Source organism: Paenibacillus sp. FSL W8-0187 (assembly GCF_037969755.1).
Taxonomy (GTDB): Bacteria; Bacillota; Bacilli; order Paenibacillales; family Paenibacillaceae; genus Paenibacillus_AQ.
Genome location: NZ_CP150206.1, coordinates 6,523,996 through 6,543,202 on the forward strand (window position 1 = coordinate 6,523,996; position 19,207 = coordinate 6,543,202).

Here is a 19,207-nt window from a genome sequence, read left to right on the forward strand (position 1 = left end):
TTTATAGCTTATACAGTCCGACGGCTCCATAGGGAGCGTTAGCCCCTACGGAGTCGCATCTTATTGTTCCGTCAGAATCACTGGGCCATCCTTTGTGATGGCGAGCGTATGCTCATACTGCGCGGACCATTTGCCATCTACCGTTCTCGCGGTCCATCCGTCTGAATCGATCTTGCATTGATATGTGCCAAGATTCAGCATCGGTTCAATGGTGATGACCATGCCCTCTTTAAGTCGTGTCCCGCGATTAGGTGGGCCGTAATGGGGTACTTGCGGCTCCTCATGCATATTTTCGCCGATGGCATGCCCCACGAAGTGGCGGACGACCGATAAATTTTGGGATTCCGCATAGGTTTGAATCGCATGGGAGATGTCTCCGATTCGATTACCGATCACCGCTTGCTCAATGCCGAGATACAGGGATTTCTTCGTTACATCCAGCAGATGCTGCGCTTCCTCGGACACGTTTCCGACCGGATAGGACCAAGCAGAATCGGCGAGCCAGCCATCATACTTCACCACCATATCAATGGTAACGATATCCCCGTCCTTCAATGGCTCATGGCTCGGAAAACCATGGCAAATTACGTCATTAACCGATGCGCAGGTGGCAAAGGGATATCCGTGATACCCCTTCTGCTCCGGTGTCGCGCCGCGCTCTGCCAGAAACCGCTCGACAAATTGATCAATCTCCAGTGTTGTCACGCCCGGTTTGATCATCTTGGCAATCTGCCGGTGGCATTCGGCGAGAATGTCCCCCGCTTTATTCATCTTGGCGATTTGTTCTTGTGTTTTGAGGATTATCAATCCTGCTCACTCCTTCTCATATGGCTGTTATCTCCTATTCAAATCAAAAAGCCTTAGCTGACCGAAGATTCTTGAAGACAGGCACCTGCCTCTCCTCACTCCCCGGCCAATAAGGCTGATTCACAAATCACAAGGTGTATCTGCTTTTTCTTCTTGTCTTGTATCCAAAAAAAGAAAAGCGAAAAGCGCCCTACCTCATCTTATTCTACTCCTAAGCCAAGGGAACCTCAATCATTTCCGTTAGGAATGTCTTCCTTCTGTTTATACGCGGGCGGGCACGGGAACGGTAGCGTATGCTTGCTGTATCCTCGGAGGCAGCTTCAGCTCGGCTGTAACCCAAAAAGTCATATGACTCTCCATAACCATAAACAGAATCAGGGCAGACAGCATTTTATCTAACTTCGAACTTCATTTATTCAATGACAATCGTTTCTCCTCGTATCATAAATTATAATGTAAGGTTGCGCAGAAACGATAATTTTACACGCGAGATCACAATTCCTCTCTTTTTTCCTATGTTCATTATTCGCCGTCCATGCCCCCGATATTCGTGAGGCCGGGTTCCGGCAGCGTCAGAGCAAGGGCAACGGCAGCCAAAATCACCTCAACCGCAACCGCCGCAATATCGCAAGCTCTACCATACATACGTATCAAAAGACCAAAGGAAACAAAAAAACTTTACCCCGACAATCGGCGATAAAGTTTCAACTCGGAAATAGGTTACAGGAGTAAACATTTTACATTCCCTTTATATCTCTCTTTTCTTCCTCCAAAAATAAAGCCATACCCCCGCTGTCAGCAGCATTACTGCAACTCCCCCCAAGACGGGCTTCAGTAAGAATGGAGATTGCCCTGAATTCTGACCTTCACCTGAAGGCACGCCCTCGGCAAACGTATCGGGCCCTGATCCCCGAGCAGATGCATCTTCCGGAGGGTATCCATCTCCAAGCTTGGTTAACTCTTTGCCTGCGGTGGAGAGGAGCTTCGTACCATCACACATCCCTGTTCTCAGCTGACCCGATTCTACAGATGCGAACACCAGGAATTCGCTCCCTACGGCAAATTGATCATAACCGCAACTGGCTGATGACATAGCTGTTGTAAGCTCCGTCATTCCGGCCAATTCGCCCTTCCATACTTCCGTTACCTCTAACATAACATGAACCGGATCTGCGGATGACATCACCAGCTTCGGCTTCGGGCCAACCAGTTTGGTCACTTTGCCTGCAAATATCGCTGCACTCCGTTCCAAGCTCTCCTCAACCGTAGGCGGTCCTGCACAAGAACAGGCAAATACGTTGGCTGGTTTGACCGTGTACAGACTCACGAGCAACAGCAAGCAGCTAAGCAGGATCATAACCATGGATTTTCTCATCAATGAATCACCTCAAACCTTAGACGGCCCCCTCCCCCAAAATGTTCCAGATGTATCAATATATGCACCGATCTGAGATCCGACCTCCACAAAACGTGGTGAGGCGGCGCTAGACGGCGGTCGATTTAAAGGGGAGAGTCCATCCAGCAAGAGGCTTCATCGACATTCGCTATTTACTGGCGATGATCAGATAATGACGCTCTGTAGGATACTTGATGCCTTCCACATGCAGCCCAGCTTGCTCCAACAAAACCTTCATCACATGCGGATCAACCCGGTTCGGACGGGGAACCCGCTTCTCGGCTGGGTCCTCCTGCCACTCCAGACACAAGCATCGTCCTCCTGGTCGCAGCACTCTTGCCATCTGGCGGATGGACTCCTCCAGTTGATCGGTGATATGAAGGATCAGGGAAGCGATGACTCGATCCACAGCTTCATCCTGGAGGGGAAGCTTTTCCAACATGCCTTCCAACACCTTAAAATTCGTGAGTCCCTGTTCCTGTGCACGCCCCCGCATCATGTCCAGCATGGCTGGCTCGGTATCCAGCGCGTAAACCGTGCCTGTCGTTAACTCGGCTGCCGGTATGGAAAAATAGCCGGTACCTGCCCCGATGTCAAGGACATCCACACCCCCGCTCACTTGGAGCTTCTCTAGCAGCGAAGATGCCGGTAACTCCTTCTTCCTTTCAGGACTTTCCAATCGGTCTATGAGTGACGGATCAAAGCTCTCTTTCATGGTATCGCTCTCCTCCTCGCATGATTGCATTTTTGCTTATACGTACTAATGTGAACCCAGTGAGGGAGAACTCCCCTCATCGGTCTACCATACCTTTGATAGGAAACGATGTAAACCGGTTCGTTGCCTTATATCACTATATCGATCCTTATATCATAGTACTGATAAGATTAATGCAGGTTCGGAACCATTATATATACTAAATGGCCGCAACAGACACCCTGAATTATGATAATCAGGCTAAAAAGGGCATCCCCACGATCATAATGACCATGAAGTTGCCCCAATTTGTACAATTAGTCACGCTTATCCTCAATCAGCACCTGCTCAGCCAGAAAATCCACGAGATGAACGGCCTCTACGCCATTTTGTTTACCGGCACGCTCGATCCCCCACTTCATCTGCAGCAGGCATCCCGGGTTCGAAGTCACGATGACCTTGGCTCCGGTAGCCTCCACATGTTCCATCTTGTGATCCAGAAGCGTAGTCGACATTTCCGTCTGGGTCAAATTATAAATGCCGGCGGAACCGCAGCATACCTCGGCCCCCTGAAGCTCGCACATCTGTACAGCCGGAAGCAGCTCCATCAGCTGTCGCGGCTCGCCTTGCACCCTCATCACATTGCGCAAGTGGCAAGAGTCCTGATAGGTGACGGTTATGGCCTCGTTCTGCGGGTTTTCCGCCTGAATCGGCGTAAGCGGCCGACCGAGGCTGTGCAGCAGCTCGGAGATGTCCTTCACCTGATCTGCAAAACGAATCGCCGCTTGCTGAAGCCGCTCATCCGGTTCTGCATGCATCAGATGATCGTATTCCTTCAGTAGTGCGCCACAGCCTCCTGCATTGCTTGCAATGTAATCCACGTCCGCTTCCCCGAAAGCCCATATGTTCTGACCGGCCAACTGCTTGGCATCGCCCATCTCACCAGCATGCGCATGCAGCGCTCCGCAGCATACCTGCTCCTCCGGAATGACAATCTCGAACCCGGCCTGCCGCAGCAGCCGTACGGTGTTCATGTTCGTGGATGCAAACATGACATCCATAATGCAGCCACGGAACATCCCGACCCGGCCAACCTTAGCCCCAGCCGCAGGGATAACCATTAGCCTTGAACCGCTGTCTGTCGTCTCGCGGCGGTAGGGCAAGCCAGCCTTGCTCCACAGCTCTTCCAGGCCGTCGCCCGTTACGGGAGGCAGCGCCTTCTCCAGCTGTTGGAGATGGTCGGGAAACAGCTTCATGGCTCCGGAACTGCGCGCAAACTTTTGAAGGCCGGATTTCTGGTAGAACGAAAGCGTCTTGCCGATCAGCTTCAGTCTTCCGCGATGCGGGAATATCCCTTGCAGGAACGTCTTACGGACGACTCGTACCGGCAGCGAATAAGGCTTCTCGGCCGCAATCGCCGCCCGGGTCTGCTCGATCAGCTGGCCATATTTCACATCGGAAGGACAAGCAGGCTCACAGGCTCTGCAGCCCAGACATAGATCCATCTGGCTCCGAAAGCTCTCATCCGGCTCCATCAAACCATCCACAACCGCTTTCATAAGCGCGATCCGCCCGCGGGGGGAGGCAGCTTCGAGCCCTGTCTCGAGGAAGGTCGGACAGGCGGTCTGGCAAAACCCGCAGCGCATACAATTCGTCAATTGATCCTCATCCAGCGTCAGCTTTAGCGATTGTGCAAGCTTCTCATGGGTTGAACTCATGCGCGTTCGCCTCCTCTCACGATGTTTCGATCTTCTGATCCTGATCCGAAGCTGAGTCCCGCTCTGCCTGCTCTGTCCGCTCCTGGAAGACAATTCGCTTCCGGGTTTCCGCAAACAACTTGCCGGGATTCATGATCTGGTGCGGATCAATCGCATCCTTAATGGATTTCATCATCTTGATGCCGGCTTGGCCCACCTTCCATTCCAGGTAAGGAGCCTTCACGATACCTACTCCATGCTCACCGGTAATGGTGCCCCCCATGGCAATCGCCACCTCAAAGATTTCGGCGAATGCCTGCTCCACGCGGTGAATCTCTTCCGGGTCACGGGCATCCGTCATCGCGGTCGGATGCAGATTGCCATCCCCGGCATGGCCGAATGTGCAAATCTGCACGTCGTATTTCTGGGCGATACGCTGAACTTCAAGCACCATGTCCGCAATTTTCGAACGCGGAACCGTCGCGTCCTCCAAGATCGTGGTCGGCCGCAATCGGGATAGCGCGGCAAGCGCGCTCCGTCTCGCCTCCATTACCTTCGCTCCTTCCTCTGGTGTCTTGGCGATGTTGAGCTGAACCGCGCCGGAAGCGAGACATATCTCCTCCAGCTTCTTTAGATCCCGCTCCACATCATCGACATTGCCGTCCTGCTCGATCGCCAGCATCGCTTTGGCGTGAACCGGCAGTCCGATTTTGGCAAATTCCTCAACCACCTGGAGGGTCGGCTGATCCATGAATTCCAAGGTACACGGGAAAATATGATTCGCTATAATATTCGAAACCGTTCGGGCCGCCGCGTTAAGATCGTCGTAGACGGCAACCATCGCCTTCCTGTATGAAGGCTTAGGAATCAACTTAACCGTGGCCTCGGTCAGAATGGCTAGCGTACCGCCTGATCCTACCAACAGTCGGGTCAAATCATACCCTGCCGCATCCTTCACCAGCTTGCCGCCCGTGCGCAGGATGCTGCCATCCGGCAATACGGCTTCCAGGCCAAGGACATAATCCTTGGTCGTTCCATACTTCAAGCCGCGCAGCCCGCCAGCTCCCAGAGCGATATTACCGCCCATCGTGCAGATGATCATGCTGCTTGGATCCGGAGGATAGAACAGCCCTGTCTGTTCAACCGCCAGATGAAACTGCTTTGTATTCAAACCGGTCTGGAAGGTCGCGGTCAGGTTATCGGCATCGATCTCCAGCAGCTTATTCATTCGGGTCATGACCACAATCAGCCCGCCCTGAAGCGGAATGGTCCCTCCGCACAGATTGCTGCCAGCTCCCCGCGTAATAACGGGTATGCGGTGTTTTGAGCAAATTTTAACGATGTCGGATACTTCCTGCGTGCTTCCAGGAAAGATAACCCCGTCCGGCATCGCTTGATATAGCGGCGTAGCATCATAACTGTAAGAGACGAGACTTTCCGGATCGTCCTTGAACCACTTCCCGCCAACCACGGCGGCCAACTGCTCGCGAATAACAGATTCCAGCACGTTGTTTCCCCCTCCCCTATACGGGTTTGACTACAACAAAAAATAATCACTTTACTTATCTAATCGCTGTTTAACATTATCTATCCACCATCGCTTGGCATTACCGTCCCGCGGTCTTTAATGAACGGTTATGCTCGGGTTTATGTTCGGACTAAGCACAGGTTTATGAACGGTTTATGCTTCCTCCGCTATGGCAGGGCCAGCTTCCCCATAACGGTTGGGCGATCGGCTCCCGTCGCCGCAGGCAAATTGTTAGGAACACCGAGCATGAAGTCATTGCCTAAGAGTGCAAAAATGACGGCTTCTTTGGCATCGTCATCAAAGCCCAACGCCTTGGAGGTCATGACTTTCTGTTCCGGCAGCAGCTTGCTTAACATGGAGAGCAGCGTCTTGTTGTGGGCTCCTCCGCCAGTCACGATCACTTCATCGATCTTGTAACGAGGAAACACGTATCTCACATAGCTGTCCGCAATAGTATGGGCGGTAAACGCCGTAGCCGTTGCCATCACGTCCTCATCCGAAAGCTTCCTGAGCCTGGCTTGTTCCAGAAATGAAACCGCATAATTATGACCAAACCATTCTCTTCCCGTTGATTTGGGCGGCTCGGCGTGAAAATAAGGATGCTCCATCATCTCGCTTAACAAGGCCTGATCCGGGTTGCCTCGGGCAGCCCATGTTCCGCTGTCGTCATACGAAAGCTGCCCTCCGGACAGCATATGGACTACAGCATCCATGATCATATTGCCGGGCCCGGTATCAAAGGCCAGCACATCCGCAGGATCCGCCCCTGCGGGCAGCGCCGAGCAATTGCCGATCCCGCCGATGTTCTGCAGCAGCCTTCCCCGCTGCGGGTGCCGAAACAGGATCAAATCTCCGTAAGGAGCAAACGGAGCCCCTTGCCCCCCAACCGCCATATCTGCGGGACGGAAGTCTCCTACCGTAAGTTTGCCGGTGTGCTTGGCGATAACGGATATATCACCGATCTGTAGAGTCGAAGCGACAGCATAGAGATCACCTTGTTCAGGTACAGGCTGGTGCCAGATCGTCTGTCCATGTGAGCTTACCAAATCCACCTCATCGATTCGCATGCCGGCATCGGCGACCACTTCCAGGACTGCCGCCCCAAACTGATACCCCAGGTATGCATTCATGCTGCATACAGCAGCGCTATTGGAATTCTCTTCACTGCACAGATCGCGCAGCCGTTGACGGAGCTCCGGTTCGTAAGGCTTGCTATAGTAATGCAGCAGTTCAACCGATGCCTCAAGGCCGCTTCCGTGTATGCGGACGATGGCCGCATCGATGCCGTCAAGCGAAGTACCTGACATCAGGCCGACCACAACGGTCGGCCCTCCATCCTTCCATGGTGAGAACATCCTTTACGCCTCCCCATACAGGAGATAAGGAGCCCGCATCGTTCTCCACTGCTCCGCATCCTTGCCCCACTCGGCAGCAATGCGCCGAAGTCCGGCTTCTTCGTGGATGTGCCGGCGGACATCCTCGCTGCCCGTAAGCAAATCAATAAAATACCGGTTACGTCCCTCCGGTGGGGTAAGCCACTGGAACTGATCCGGGTACATCCGGCTGACCAGGTGCAGCAGCACAAGTCCTGTGCGCACAGCTTCCACTTCTGCCGGATTCGTTACAAACAGCATCACCCCGCCACAGCCTTCGCCCTGGTGCTTCGAGAAGGTAGGCGTCATGTACATGGCATGGGCAAACACACCCGGCAGTCCGTACGCGTTGAATGCCTTCGCCAGCTCTTCGCCATTGACCCATGGGGCCCCGATCCATTCGAACGGCCGGGTCGTACCCCTGCCTTCCGAAAGATTGGTCCCTTCGAAGAAACAGGTCCCGCTGTACAGCCGAACCGTATCCATCGTGGGAATGTTCGGCGAAGGCAGCACCCACGGAAGACCCGTGTCAGTATAAACCATGTCGCGCGTCCAGCCTTCGAGCTGAATCACATCCAGATCACAGCCCGTTCCCCGCAAGTCGTTGGCCATGCGCGCGAATTCGCCGATGGTCATGCCGGTGCAAATCGGAATGTGCCATCCGCCCACCATAGATTCAAATCCCGGCTGTAGCAAGCCGCCTGCGCAGCGCTCGCCTCCCAGCGGATTCGGCCGGTCCAGGACAAGCAGGCTCTTACCATGCTCGGCGCATGCCTCCATGACATACAGCAGCGTTGTCATATACGTGTAGAAACGGACACCGAGGTCTTGAATATCGAAGATGACCGTGTCCACGTTCTTCAGCATGTCGGCATCCGGTTTACGCCGCGAACCATACAGGCTGTACACCGGCACGCCGAATACCGGGTCCACTTCATCATCGACGTGCTTGCCTGCCTGCAGTTGACCGCGCAGCCCATGCTCGCAAGCAAACAAAGCCGTCAATTCGGACTCGGGTAAGCCTGCAATCACCTCGATAGATGAACGAAAATCCGACGTAAGCCCCGTCGGATTCGTGATGACGCCAAGGCGACGACCCGTGATTTTCTCATGCTTGATGTTCGGCAGCATATCAATTCCGCTCCACACGTTGCTTCTCATCATATGCTTACACCTCTCGCTTCCGAGGCTACCACACCGTCTTCCACCGGTTTGGCCTCTTCCGGATTCAGTACATTATACGTAACCTTGTGCTGGTATATAGCCCACATACCGTTAAACAAAAATCCAAAGCCAACGACCGTAACCATCAGCGGAACTGCAACGCAGAAGGCTTGAAAGCATGCGCCCAGTGTATAGGCCGGAAACTTCAGGAACAGCTTGACACTGTGGGCCATGGCCTTGAAGATGCCCATCCCTTCCTGAATGACAAGCTGAAAGGTGTAGAATTGGGAGATGAGCGCCATGACAACAAAATAAGTTTGGAACACGCCAATCGCAAGATAGCCGATCCCCTCTTTGCCTCCGTAATACCACCAGGTGGACCATAGAATCAATGTCATCACCACGAAGAAGAAGCCCATGACGACGGCGGGTCCAAGCCCTTTAAGCGCACCTTGAAACACGTCTTTCAGCCTGGACTTGCCCCGCTCCGTTTTGCGGTGATAGGCATAACAAACACCATAGAACAGCGGCATATACAGAACCGGCAGCAGCACCAGCGCTACCCACAGCGGCACAAACATAACCACCGTTACGAGCACCAGCGAGGTAATCATGCTGTATAAGGCCACCGCCGTAATCTCACGGTAAATCTCAACCCCGGTCTTCTTCAACACATCATTCAGCTTGCGCATAGCTTTCCTCTCCTCTTCGTCGTTGTTTACCAATCGATACGCTGTTCCGTCTCAGGATCGAAGAAATGCACCTTATCGAAATTGAAAATGAAGGTTTTGTCCATGCCCGGATAACCCGTCGTTTCCGGGTGAACCTTCGCGGTAACGGTCCGGTTTCCTATGCGGAAGTACACCAGGTTCTCAGAACCGAGGTGTTCAACGACCTGAACCTTGGTGGAATATTTGTAATCCAGATTGGTTGTGCCTGGCATATCCTCGCCGGTGATATGCTCGGGGCGAACCCCTAGAATAAGATGCTCATTGTCGTATTTACTCAGCGCACCCGCCATCGCGTCCGGAATGGTGAATACCCCGCCTTCCATCCGGAGGACATTTCCTTCCTTCTGCACATCGATAAAGTTCATCGGCGGGGAGCCGATAAAACCGGCTACGAACATGTTCTGCGGTTTCGCATACAGCTCAGTTGGTGATGCGATCTGCTGGATAATGCCGTTGTTCATCACGACGATCCGCTCACCGAGCGTCATCGCTTCAACCTGATCATGCGTTACATATACAATGGTGGCTTCCAGTCGCTTGTGCAGCTCGGACAGCTCTACCCGCATCTGCACGCGAAGCTTCGCATCCAGGTTCGACAGCGGCTCGTCAAAGAGGAACACCTGCGGGTCGCGCACGATGGCCCGCCCAACCGCCACACGTTGACGCTGTCCACCGGACAGCTCGCGCGGCTTCCTGTCAATCATCGACTCCAGGCCGAGAATGGATGCTGCCTGCGCTACCTTTTGCTCAATATAAGCCTTGGGCTTCTTCAAGTTCTTCAAGCCGAAGGAAAGATTCTCGCGAATCGTCATATGCGGATACAGCGCATAATCCTGAAACACCATGGCGATATCCCGGTCTTTCGGATGAAGGTTGTTCACCACCCGGTCGCCGATGACGATATCGCCGGACGTCTGACGCTCAAGGCCTGCAATCATGCGCAGCGAGGTGGTTTTGCCGCAGCCGGAAGGACCGACAAATACCACGAACTCTTTATCATTGATCACAAAGTCCGACCCCGCTACAGCGGTAAAGGTCCCTTTGTTGTCGTCTACAAATTCTTTTCGTATATTACGGAATTCTACGCGTGCCATAACTTTGCCTCCTTCTAGCCTTTAACGGCTCCAATGGTGATGCCTTGCAGGAAATAGCGCTGAAGCGAGAAGAACAGGATCATCATCGGCAGTGCCGCGACGGTTGCTCCAGCCATAAGTGCGCCGAAATCGGTCGTGTCCGCATAAACGAAGGAAGCCAGACCGACTTGAATGGTCCTCATTTCCGTCGAATTTGTCACGAGGAAGGGCCAGAAGAAATCGTTCCAGGATGCAACGAACGTGAAAATCGCCAGCACGGCAAGACCCGGTTTAGCCATCGGAAGAATGACTTTCCAGAAGATGCCGAATTCCCCGCAAGCGTCGATACGCGCTGCATGAATCAGAGAGGTAGGCAGCGATGACATGTACTGCTTCATCAAGAAAATATTGCCCACGCTTACAATGCCGGGAAGAAGTATAGCTGTGTATGTATTCCCGAGATCAAATACGTCAATCATCAAAATATAGAGCGGAATCAGTGTCACTTGCGCCGGGATCATCATCGTGCTGAGCAAAACCCAAAATACCGCTTTGTTCCCTGGGAACTTCAGCTTCGCAAAGGCATACCCTGCGAGTGAGGCCAAGAATACGTTGGTCACCGTCAGGATGGACGAGATCAATAAGGAGTTAAAGAGCCATCTCATGACGTTGGTTTTGCCAAAAAAACGCTCGTACGGGGCCACGGAAAATACGTCCGGAATCATTTTCGGGATAAACGAAGCCGCTGATTTGGTGTCCTGCACAGAGCCAATCAACATCCAGTACATCGGAATGATCGTCAGAACGCTCCATACCACCAAGATGACCGAAGCCACAATCAGCATGATCAATTTTGATCTTGATTTCATAGGTGCACCCCCTTTTAGCTTCAGAAATATGCATTAATACTCCACGTCGGACGAGAAGTATTTGAACTGAATGATGGAAATGACAATAATCAATGCGGCTAATACAAAAGATTGCGCTGCTGCGAGTCCAAATTCATAGAAGTTGAAGGCGGTGCTGTAAATCAGGTAGGCGATGGTTGTCGTCGCGAAGTTCGGACCGCCCTGCGTCATCAGATACACCGAGATAAACACCTGGAAGGACGTAATGACACCCGTCACCAGCAGATACAACGTGGTTGGTTTCATCAGCGGCCACGTAATGCGCCAGAATTTGGACCAACCGCTTGCATGGTCAATATCCGCAGCTTCATAGAGCGATTTGGGAATTCCGCCCATGGCAGCCAAATACAGAATAATGCCCGCACCATGAGAACCGAGCCAGTTCATCAAGATGAGCGAAAAGAGTGCGGTGTTCGATTTGCCGAGCCATATGACCGGGTCAAATCCGAACAATCCAATGAAGCGATTCAGCAGCCCCGCATGGGTCGGATCGTAAATCGCGAGCCATACGACCGAGATGGTGACGCCGGAAGCAACGGCCGGCAAATACATCGTAGCCTTGAAGAACGTCTGCCATTTATTCTTCATCTGAAAAATAAAAAAGGATAACGCATACGTGATGACAATGTTAACCGGAACGGTACCGATCGTGAATAAAACCGTATTCCTCATGGATTTCCAGAACACTTCATCCTGTACCATCCGTGTGTAATTGTCCGTTCCGATCCATTCGGAGCCCATCACGCTATATTCCTGAAAGCTCATCAGAAAGGCGGAGGCGACCGGGTAAAGCGTAAATATCAAGAACAACAGTACGGGAGCCAAAATGAATAAATACGCCCATCCATATTCGCGTAGATAACCCTTCATTGGGGGACGCGAGGGCCGGGTTTGCGCCGGGGCAGTCTGCATTTGATTTCCTCCTTTGCGCACAGGTGAAGTATTTTCATGAAGCCTTTTGAAGCCTGGAGTGGTTGGTTTAAAAAGGGAGTGACCCGTTTTGTTCCTGCTAAGGACAACGGGACACCCCCTTATAACTTCAATTACTGTCCTAAAATTTGTTTGCCTTTATCCTTGAAGTCCTGTGCGATCTGCTCCGGTGTCTTCTCTCCCGAAAACAGCGCCTGAATGTTCGGCTTCACCACTTGCTCCTTGAACTTCTTCTGGTTGCCTGAGGCATCTGCATCGAGGTTCAGGGTCACCGGAATTTCTTTGAAGTTTGCGAAAATTTCCGCTGCTTTGATTGTGGATTCCGTACCGAGTCCTTTGCCTTCATAAAACTCCGCTTGGGATTTGCGAACGAAAGGCAACACCAGTTCATTCGCGGAATTGCCGGCTTTCGCGCCGCTCAGTCCTTCCATAATCAGGAACGTGTTCTTCGCATGCTCTTCGCCTTTATCCTTCTTCTGTTTGAAAGCGACATAGCCTTCACCAAACATGGATGTCTTGCGCTCCGCCCCGTCATTATGCGGAACCGGCAGCAGGACGAACTCGATTTTCGCGCCTTGGACCGTACCGCTGTCAATATCCTTCGCGCGGTTCTGAAGCATCACATCGTAGTAAGGAATCGCTTTGGACACAACCGCGGCTTCCTCTGCATAGAACAGATCCATCCGTTTCGCCGGCGTAACCGCGGCAGTCTCGGCAGGCAAATGTCCGGCTTTCATCAGATCGGACACGAATGTCATCGTGTCCAGAATCCGCTCGTCGTTCCATTGGAACTCGCCTTTATCGTTCAGAACGTCCGGCATGCCGTTGCTGCGTGTCAGCATTTCCATGAAGTCCAGGGAAGTACCGTCCGTCACCAGCGCATACTGCGTATTTCCGTTCGGGAGCTTCTTGGTCAGCTTCTCGGCAGCTGCCTTAAATTCGGTCCAAGTCCAGCCGTTCTCTTGAATAGCCTTCCAGTCGATGCCTGCTTCTTCAAGAATCTTCTTGTTGCCGCCCCAAGCCCAGAGGGATTGGTACAGCGGAAGTCCATATTGTTTGCCCTGGATTTGGCCCAGCTCAAGCGTTCCCGGCAGGTAGTCGTTTTTGATCTCGTCTGTAATATAAGGGGAAAGCTCCAGTGCAAGGCCCGTATCCACATAAGCTCCATCCACCGCGTGGAAATAGAGGTCAGGCGGGTTACCAGCATTCAAGGCCACGTCGAACTTCTTCGGACCTTCAGCCCAGGAGAGCACTTCGGTTTGGACCGTAATGTGCGGATATTTTTCTTTCAGATCCGCCACATGCTCTTTCAACTCATCTTCGTATTTACCATGAACCGGATAAGTCCAGACGACAACCGTATCCTGCTTCGGTGCGGCCTCACCGTTTCCTTCCGATGTGGTCCCGGATCCGCCTTCCGGAGTCTTCGCCCCACCGGATCCGCCGCAAGCTGCGGTAAACACGAGCATCAAAGAAGCCAACAATGTAAGCCAACCTTTTTTCTTCATGTACTACTCCCCTTATCATTTATATATTTGTGGTTTTCGCTATCAACTACAACCGCTTGATCGCTTGCCGACTCTCATCCAGGTATTTCACTGAATTCTCGTAATTCCGGCTGGCGACGCCAAGATATAAAATATCGATAAGATTAAGCTGCGTAATACGAGAGGACATCGCGCCACTGCGAATCTCGTTCTCCGTGGAAGAGGTGTACAAGGGAATGTCTACCGATCGGCTCAAGGTAGAATCACCGTATTTGGTAATGCCAATCGTCTTGCACCCCTTCTCCCTCGCAATGGCTGCTGCGCGGATCACTTCATCCGTTTCACCGGAGTAGGAAATGCATACGGCCGTATCATCTGGCGTCAGCAGTACCGCCGAGGTGAGCTGAACATGTGGATCCGGAAAAGATATGCATACCTTATTAATCCGCAAAAATTTCTGTTGAGCATCCATCCCGATCAGATTGGAAGCCCCTACCCCGAACATGAAAATGCGCTTCGATTGATCGAGGGCCAGAACGGCCTCTTCTACCTTCCCTTCCTCCATAATCTTCATCGTATCCCGAATCGATTGAATGTTGTTGTTCGAGACGTTCTGTATAATTGCAGAAATGCTGTCATTGGGCCGGATATCCTGATACCCGGTGGCTAATGGCTCCTGCAAGTCTCCAGCTACCTTCAGCTTCAGATCCTGATAGCCTTTGAAACCCATCGTTTTGCACAGGCGTACTATGGCAGCCTGACTGGAACCGCTTCGGACTGCAAGATCCGCGACCGACATCTGTATCATCTCTGCCGGTTCCTGCAAAATGAAGGCTGCAACTTTGCGCTCGGACGGATTTAATGAATCATACACCTCACGCAATCGAACCAATCCGCCGTTCATTTCTTGCCCCCCCTTTACAAATAATCCTCTGATGATCACCCATATGTAACATTACTTTACACAACTTGAATGAAAGCATGACTGGTATCGCTTTCAATATCAGTGGATTGAGTTTATTATAAATTGTATGAAATTATATTTCAATACATAATTCATGATTTAAAATTTTATTTTACAACACTTCTGTTTTCTCCTATACTGGTTATAGAAAGCGAAGTGGTTCAATATGGAAATTTTTATCGGTGTGGATGGTGGCGGTACCAAGACCGAAGCAACCGCTATCAACAGCGCTGGAGAAGTGTTGTCCCGGTTTACCGGAGGTTCCACCAATCCCTACATTGTAACCTTTGATAAAGCGATGGAGGAACTCCGAACGGTGTTGGATGGGCTTCTGGCACCTCTTTTTAATAAGTCATTAATATTTACATCAATATGTCTTGGAATGTCAGGTATAAGCTCTGCAGAAGAACGACGTCGTGTTCAGTCCTTCCTTCATTCCTATTTCCAGCAGCGGCAGCTCTCGATGCGTATTTACATGCGCTCGGAAGCCGAAATTTCATTAATGGCCGTACTGGAACGTCAGTATGGAATACTTGCGATCTCGGGAACCGGATCCAATACCTATGCTATAACCAAATCGGGAGACATCCACCGCGTCGGTGGCTGGGGACATCTTCTCGGAGACGAAGGCAGCGGCTATCAGATCGGACTTCAGGCTCTAAAATCTGTCATTAAGAGCCACGAGGGCATTTTGCCACCCACCATCATGAGCAGCCTGATTGTTGCAGCCTATCCTCTCCAGCATATTACCGATCTCAAATCTTACATTTACCAGCCCGCTATAACGAAACAGGATATCGCTTCCTTCGCCCGCTGCTGCATAGAAGCAGCCGAAGCCGGTGATGAAGCGGCAAACCGTATCATCCGGCAGCAGGCAGAAGAACTGGCCGATACAACAAGCGCTCTCATCAGGCGGCAAGCTGAATTCGCAGAGAGTGAACTCGTGCGGATCGGCTCGATCTTCAAACATTCGCAATCGTTTCGGGAAACGTACACTAGCATTCTGCTAACGCGTTATCCCCGCCTCCGGTTCCCCGAAGGAAATCGTGAACGTACACCCGCCCATGGCGCGGCCCTGTTAGCCTGCAAGCTATTTACAGACGGCGTCTCTGACTTGCTGTAGCTTTACATCAGTGCCCGTCCATATTCCAAGGCAAAAAAGGAGACCTGTCTCATGACGAATATTCTAAGTCAATTGACAACCGAACAGCCTCATGAAAATACGCAGAACATTGATCAGTTGAGCTCAGAACAAATTATGATCCTCATCAATAGCGAGGATAGCCTGATCACCGATGCGATCCGCGAGCTTATTCCTCTTATAGCCAGAGCGGCAGATCTCGTAGTAGAAGCTTTCCAGAAGGGCGGCAGATTGTTCTATATAGGTGCCGGAACCAGCGGTCGAATCGGGATTCTGGATGCATCCGAGTGTCCGCCTACCTACGGGACAGACCCTTCTATGGTGCAGGGATTGATCGCCGGTGGTTTCAGAGCCGTTAAGGAAGCTATCGAAGGTGCCGAGGATAGCGAGGAGTTAGGTGAACAGGATATCCAAGAAAACGGGATCAACGAGAAGGATGTTGTCATCGGCATCGCTGCAAGCGGCCGCACGCCCTATGTTCTTGGTGCAATGAGACGCGCCAAGGAGTGTGGAGCCGTTGTCATCGGACTCTGTAATAACTACGAATCGCCGATGCATCAGTACGCGGATTTTGTGATCGAAGCTGTTGTCGGACCGGAAGTGATCATGGGCTCCACGCGGATGAAGGCCGGTACTTCGCAAAAGCTGATTCTGAACATGCTGACAACGACCGCCATGATTCGAATCGGCAAAGTGTACAAAAACCTAATGGTCGACCTCAACCCGTCCAATAACAAGCTTGTGCATCGCGCCAAACGCATCATCACCCTGGCAACGGGAGCATCTGAGGATGCTGTTGAGAAGGCATACCATGAATCCGGCGCCCATGTCAAAACCGCCATCGTGATGCTTCTGGCTAATGTCAATGCCGCAGAAGCGTCCAAACTCCTTGACGGTACCAGCGGATTTGTTCGCAGCGCGATCGATATGAAAACAACGAAGTAGCATATTTCGTGCTTCTATGGCCGATCATGAACATCGATCGTAAAATGAAACGGGATATCCCAAGATCATGTTGATCTGGAGATATCCCGTTTATTTGTTCGCCAGCATGGACCTTCATTTACTGTTAGTCGTCACCATACTAATGGGCCGATTGGTCTCGTCGTTCCTTGTAGTCCGATCATGCCCTTATCGGATCAATCAGACTTAGCCTCACTCATAGAACCGAGCCTTCTTGAAATGCATAAGTTCATCGACCCTTGTCCGACTTCCAACCTACCTGTTGTTCACTCCATGCCCACAGGCGAGCGGCAAGTTTCGGATCCCTTGCCTTCTCGGTGGTCTTGGCTGGTTTGCATTTAACGTAATATTCCCCTGTCACATGCTCTACTTCAGGGCTTGAAGCCAAGTAAATCGCTGTCCGCGCACCTTCCTGCGCGGTTAGAAAGAACGGACCAAGCAGCTTATGGACCGCTTTGCCAAAGCCTGTATCCCGGTTCACGCCAATGCTGGTACTCACTGCACCGGGATGGAGCGCATTGACCGTTACCTTTGTCGGCTGCAGCCGACGAGCCAGCTCTTTCGTAAATAAAATATTCGCCAATTTGGACTGCGCATAACCTTTGACCACATTGAATCCTTTACCGAGATTAGGGTCATCCAAGTGGATGCTGCCCACTTTGTGTGCGCCAGAGGATACGTTCACAACCCTCCCCTGGCGGGCACGCTGAAGAGGCTCCAGGAGCTCGTTCGTCAGTAAAAAATGCCCCAGATGATTGACCCCCATCATGGCTTCATATCCGTCCTGCGTCAATTCCCGCTTGAGGGTGACCACACCCGCGTTGTTTACCAATACATCGAGCCTATCGTATTTGGCCTTAAAGTCGGAAGCAAAAACTCTGATGCTATCAAAAGAGCCCAAATCCAATGTCATCAGCTCAATTTTCGAGCTGCCGCTCTCTTGTAACGCTTGCCGAAGAGCCGCTTCTCCTCTGGCTTGGCTCCGACAAGCCATGACGACATGCCCTCCCCCTTTAGCCAGCTCCACGGTTGTCGTCAGGCCCATTCCGGAGTTCGCTCCTGTCACGATGATGATTTTCCCTGTCATGTCATTCATCCACAGACCTCCTGCTTCGTATACCTTCTACCATTGTAATAAAAAAAACGTCTATCGACGCACTTTCTCAGAAGACAGACCGCATTTAGCGGAAGTTTGTCTTGCGAGATAAGGATGGTAAGCCTCTGAAGTTTATACTTTCTTATCTCTAAAAAAAAGTCCCGCCACCAACATCCATTTGGAGACGAGACTTTAATAACGCACTGGATAAAGCTTATGGCAGGCTTAAACGCCTCAAGCGCCGCCATTCATCGCAAGTATGATGGCAGCCAGACCGAAACAGAGATTCAGCAAGCACAGAAATACTAGTGTCTGCTTCTGATTGAGTCCCGTTGCCAGTAAACGATAATGCGCCTGGGATGCATCGGCCTGATAGATCGGCTTCGACTGAAGCATTCTGCGGATGACCACGATGATATTATCGAAGATCGGCACGCCCAGTGCGAAGATTGGAACGAATAAGGACGCCAGGGTTGCCCCTTTAAACGCACCATCCAGAGCAATAATCCCGAGTATGAACCCAAGGAAAGTGGCTCCGGCATCCCCCATAAACACTCTGGCCGGCGGCTTGTTGTACTTTAGATATCCTAGCGCGGCACCTACAAGAATGACAGCGAGGAGCGCGGACTCGCCTCTGCCCAGCGTAATCGCCACAACAAACAGCGTACCTCCGGATATGGCGGAGAGTCCTCCGGCAAGACCGTCGATGCCATCCGAGAAATTAATGACTGTCGTTACACCGAAAATCCACAGAATCGTTAAGATGAGCTGCAGCCATTCCGGCAGGTTAATATACTGACCCGTAAACGGATTGTTGAATCCTTCAAACGCGATGCCATAGCTGTATACAACGACGGCTGCGCTGACCTGTACAATGAGCTTCGGCAGCGATGCCAGCTCCTTTCCCTGGGACTTATACCAATCGTCCACGAGGCCAATCCCGAGAATCAAGGCGCTACCGATAAAGATACCTACCGCTTCCCTTGAAATGACGCCGGTAAGTGCAAAATAAGTGATGAAAAATCCGATAAATATGGCGATTCCCGCCGTCAGCGGTATCGGCTCGCGGTGTATTTTCCGCTCGCTGTCCGGCCTTGGCTTGTCCACAAAATCAAGCTTGATCGCAAGCTTGCGAAATGGCGGAATCAGGACCAATACCAGCACCATAGATATGACAAACGCTGCAAAATATAGCATAGTTTCCTCCCAATAAATGATGAATAATGGAGAACATTGCAATCTAAGTATATGACTT

The 19,207-nt window shown here is 51.7% G+C and carries 18 protein-coding genes; 2 read left to right on the top strand and 16 right to left on the bottom strand.

Annotated elements, in window-relative coordinates:
- Positions 1-60: 60 nt before the first annotated feature.
- The 14 genes from map to MKY48_RS29660 form a co-directional block, all read right to left on the bottom strand.
- The gene (gene map / locus MKY48_RS29595; RefSeq protein ID WP_076325344.1) at positions 61-807 is read right to left on the bottom strand and encodes a type I methionyl aminopeptidase; all 747 of its coding nucleotides are present in this window, start codon (positions 805-807) and stop codon (positions 61-63) included.
- Between the two features lie 522 nt (positions 808-1,329).
- Positions 1,330-1,452 carry a hypothetical protein gene (locus MKY48_RS29600; RefSeq protein WP_339293578.1) on the bottom strand — a complete coding sequence of 41 codons (123 nt, stop codon included), beginning with the start codon at positions 1,450-1,452 and terminating at the stop codon, positions 1,330-1,332.
- A gap of 103 nt (positions 1,453-1,555) precedes the next feature.
- Positions 1,556-2,182, bottom strand: a complete 627-nt coding sequence (locus MKY48_RS29605) for a hypothetical protein (RefSeq protein WP_339291780.1) — start codon at positions 2,180-2,182, stop codon at positions 1,556-1,558.
- A gap of 169 nt (positions 2,183-2,351) precedes the next feature.
- Positions 2,352-2,918 (bottom strand): class I SAM-dependent methyltransferase, encoded by a 567-nt coding sequence (locus MKY48_RS29610; protein WP_339291781.1) that lies wholly within the window; start codon positions 2,916-2,918, stop codon positions 2,352-2,354.
- A 296-nt stretch (positions 2,919-3,214) separates the two neighbouring features.
- Positions 3,215-4,615, bottom strand: a complete 1,401-nt coding sequence (locus MKY48_RS29615) for a (Fe-S)-binding protein (RefSeq protein ID WP_339291782.1) — start codon at positions 4,613-4,615, stop codon at positions 3,215-3,217.
- A gap of 16 nt (positions 4,616-4,631) precedes the next feature.
- Complete coding sequence (locus tag MKY48_RS29620; RefSeq protein ID WP_339291783.1) at positions 4,632-6,101, bottom strand: FAD-linked oxidase C-terminal domain-containing protein; 1,470 nt, start codon at positions 6,099-6,101, stop codon at positions 4,632-4,634.
- A 188-nt stretch (positions 6,102-6,289) separates the two neighbouring features.
- On the bottom strand, positions 6,290-7,477 hold the full coding sequence (locus MKY48_RS29625) for an anhydro-N-acetylmuramic acid kinase (RefSeq protein ID WP_339291784.1): 1,188 nt from the start codon (positions 7,475-7,477) through the stop codon (positions 6,290-6,292).
- 3 nt (positions 7,478-7,480) lie between these two features.
- On the bottom strand, positions 7,481-8,659 hold the full coding sequence (locus MKY48_RS29630; RefSeq protein WP_339291785.1) for a DUF1343 domain-containing protein: 1,179 nt from the start codon (positions 8,657-8,659) through the stop codon (positions 7,481-7,483).
- A complete protein-coding gene (locus MKY48_RS29635) occupies positions 8,656-9,351 on the bottom strand; it encodes a hypothetical protein (RefSeq protein WP_339291786.1) in 696 nt (231 codons plus the stop codon). The genes MKY48_RS29630 and MKY48_RS29635 overlap by 4 nt, the downstream gene beginning before the upstream one ends.
- A 26-nt stretch (positions 9,352-9,377) precedes the next feature.
- Entirely contained in the window at positions 9,378-10,484 is a 1,107-nt protein-coding gene (ugpC, locus tag MKY48_RS29640; protein ID WP_076325336.1) for a sn-glycerol-3-phosphate ABC transporter ATP-binding protein UgpC, read from the bottom strand.
- A gap of 14 nt (positions 10,485-10,498) precedes the next feature.
- Complete coding sequence (locus MKY48_RS29645) at positions 10,499-11,332, bottom strand: carbohydrate ABC transporter permease (protein ID WP_076325335.1); 834 nt, start codon at positions 11,330-11,332, stop codon at positions 10,499-10,501.
- A 33-nt stretch (positions 11,333-11,365) separates the two neighbouring features.
- A complete protein-coding gene (locus MKY48_RS29650; RefSeq protein ID WP_098749028.1) occupies positions 11,366-12,283 on the bottom strand; it encodes a sugar ABC transporter permease in 918 nt (305 codons plus the stop codon).
- A 131-nt stretch (positions 12,284-12,414) separates the two neighbouring features.
- Positions 12,415-13,809, bottom strand: coding sequence for an extracellular solute-binding protein (locus MKY48_RS29655; protein ID WP_339291787.1), 1,395 nt, complete (start codon positions 13,807-13,809; stop codon positions 12,415-12,417).
- A 46-nt stretch (positions 13,810-13,855) separates the two neighbouring features.
- Positions 13,856-14,692, bottom strand: a complete 837-nt coding sequence (locus MKY48_RS29660) for a MurR/RpiR family transcriptional regulator (RefSeq protein WP_076325332.1) — start codon at positions 14,690-14,692, stop codon at positions 13,856-13,858.
- Between the two features lie 226 nt (positions 14,693-14,918).
- On the opposite strand from MKY48_RS29660, the gene MKY48_RS29665 reads away from it, so the two are divergent.
- Both MKY48_RS29665 and murQ read left to right on the top strand, forming a co-directional pair.
- Positions 14,919-15,875, top strand: a complete 957-nt coding sequence (locus MKY48_RS29665; protein ID WP_076325331.1) for a BadF/BadG/BcrA/BcrD ATPase family protein — start codon at positions 14,919-14,921, stop codon at positions 15,873-15,875.
- Positions 15,876-15,926: 51 nt separating this feature from the next.
- Positions 15,927-16,838 carry an N-acetylmuramic acid 6-phosphate etherase gene (murQ, locus tag MKY48_RS29670; RefSeq protein WP_339291788.1) on the top strand — a complete coding sequence of 304 codons (912 nt, stop codon included), beginning with the start codon at positions 15,927-15,929 and terminating at the stop codon, positions 16,836-16,838.
- A gap of 247 nt (positions 16,839-17,085) precedes the next feature.
- On the opposite strand, the gene MKY48_RS29675 is transcribed toward murQ, so the two are convergent.
- Together MKY48_RS29675 and MKY48_RS29680 are read right to left on the bottom strand one after the other, a co-directional pair.
- On the bottom strand, positions 17,086-17,952 hold the full coding sequence (locus tag MKY48_RS29675; protein WP_339291789.1) for an SDR family oxidoreductase: 867 nt from the start codon (positions 17,950-17,952) through the stop codon (positions 17,086-17,088).
- 234 nt (positions 17,953-18,186) lie between these two features.
- The gene (locus tag MKY48_RS29680; RefSeq protein ID WP_076325329.1) at positions 18,187-19,149 is read right to left on the bottom strand and encodes an MraY family glycosyltransferase; all 963 of its coding nucleotides are present in this window, start codon (positions 19,147-19,149) and stop codon (positions 18,187-18,189) included.
- Between the last annotated feature and the right edge of the window lie 58 nt (positions 19,150-19,207).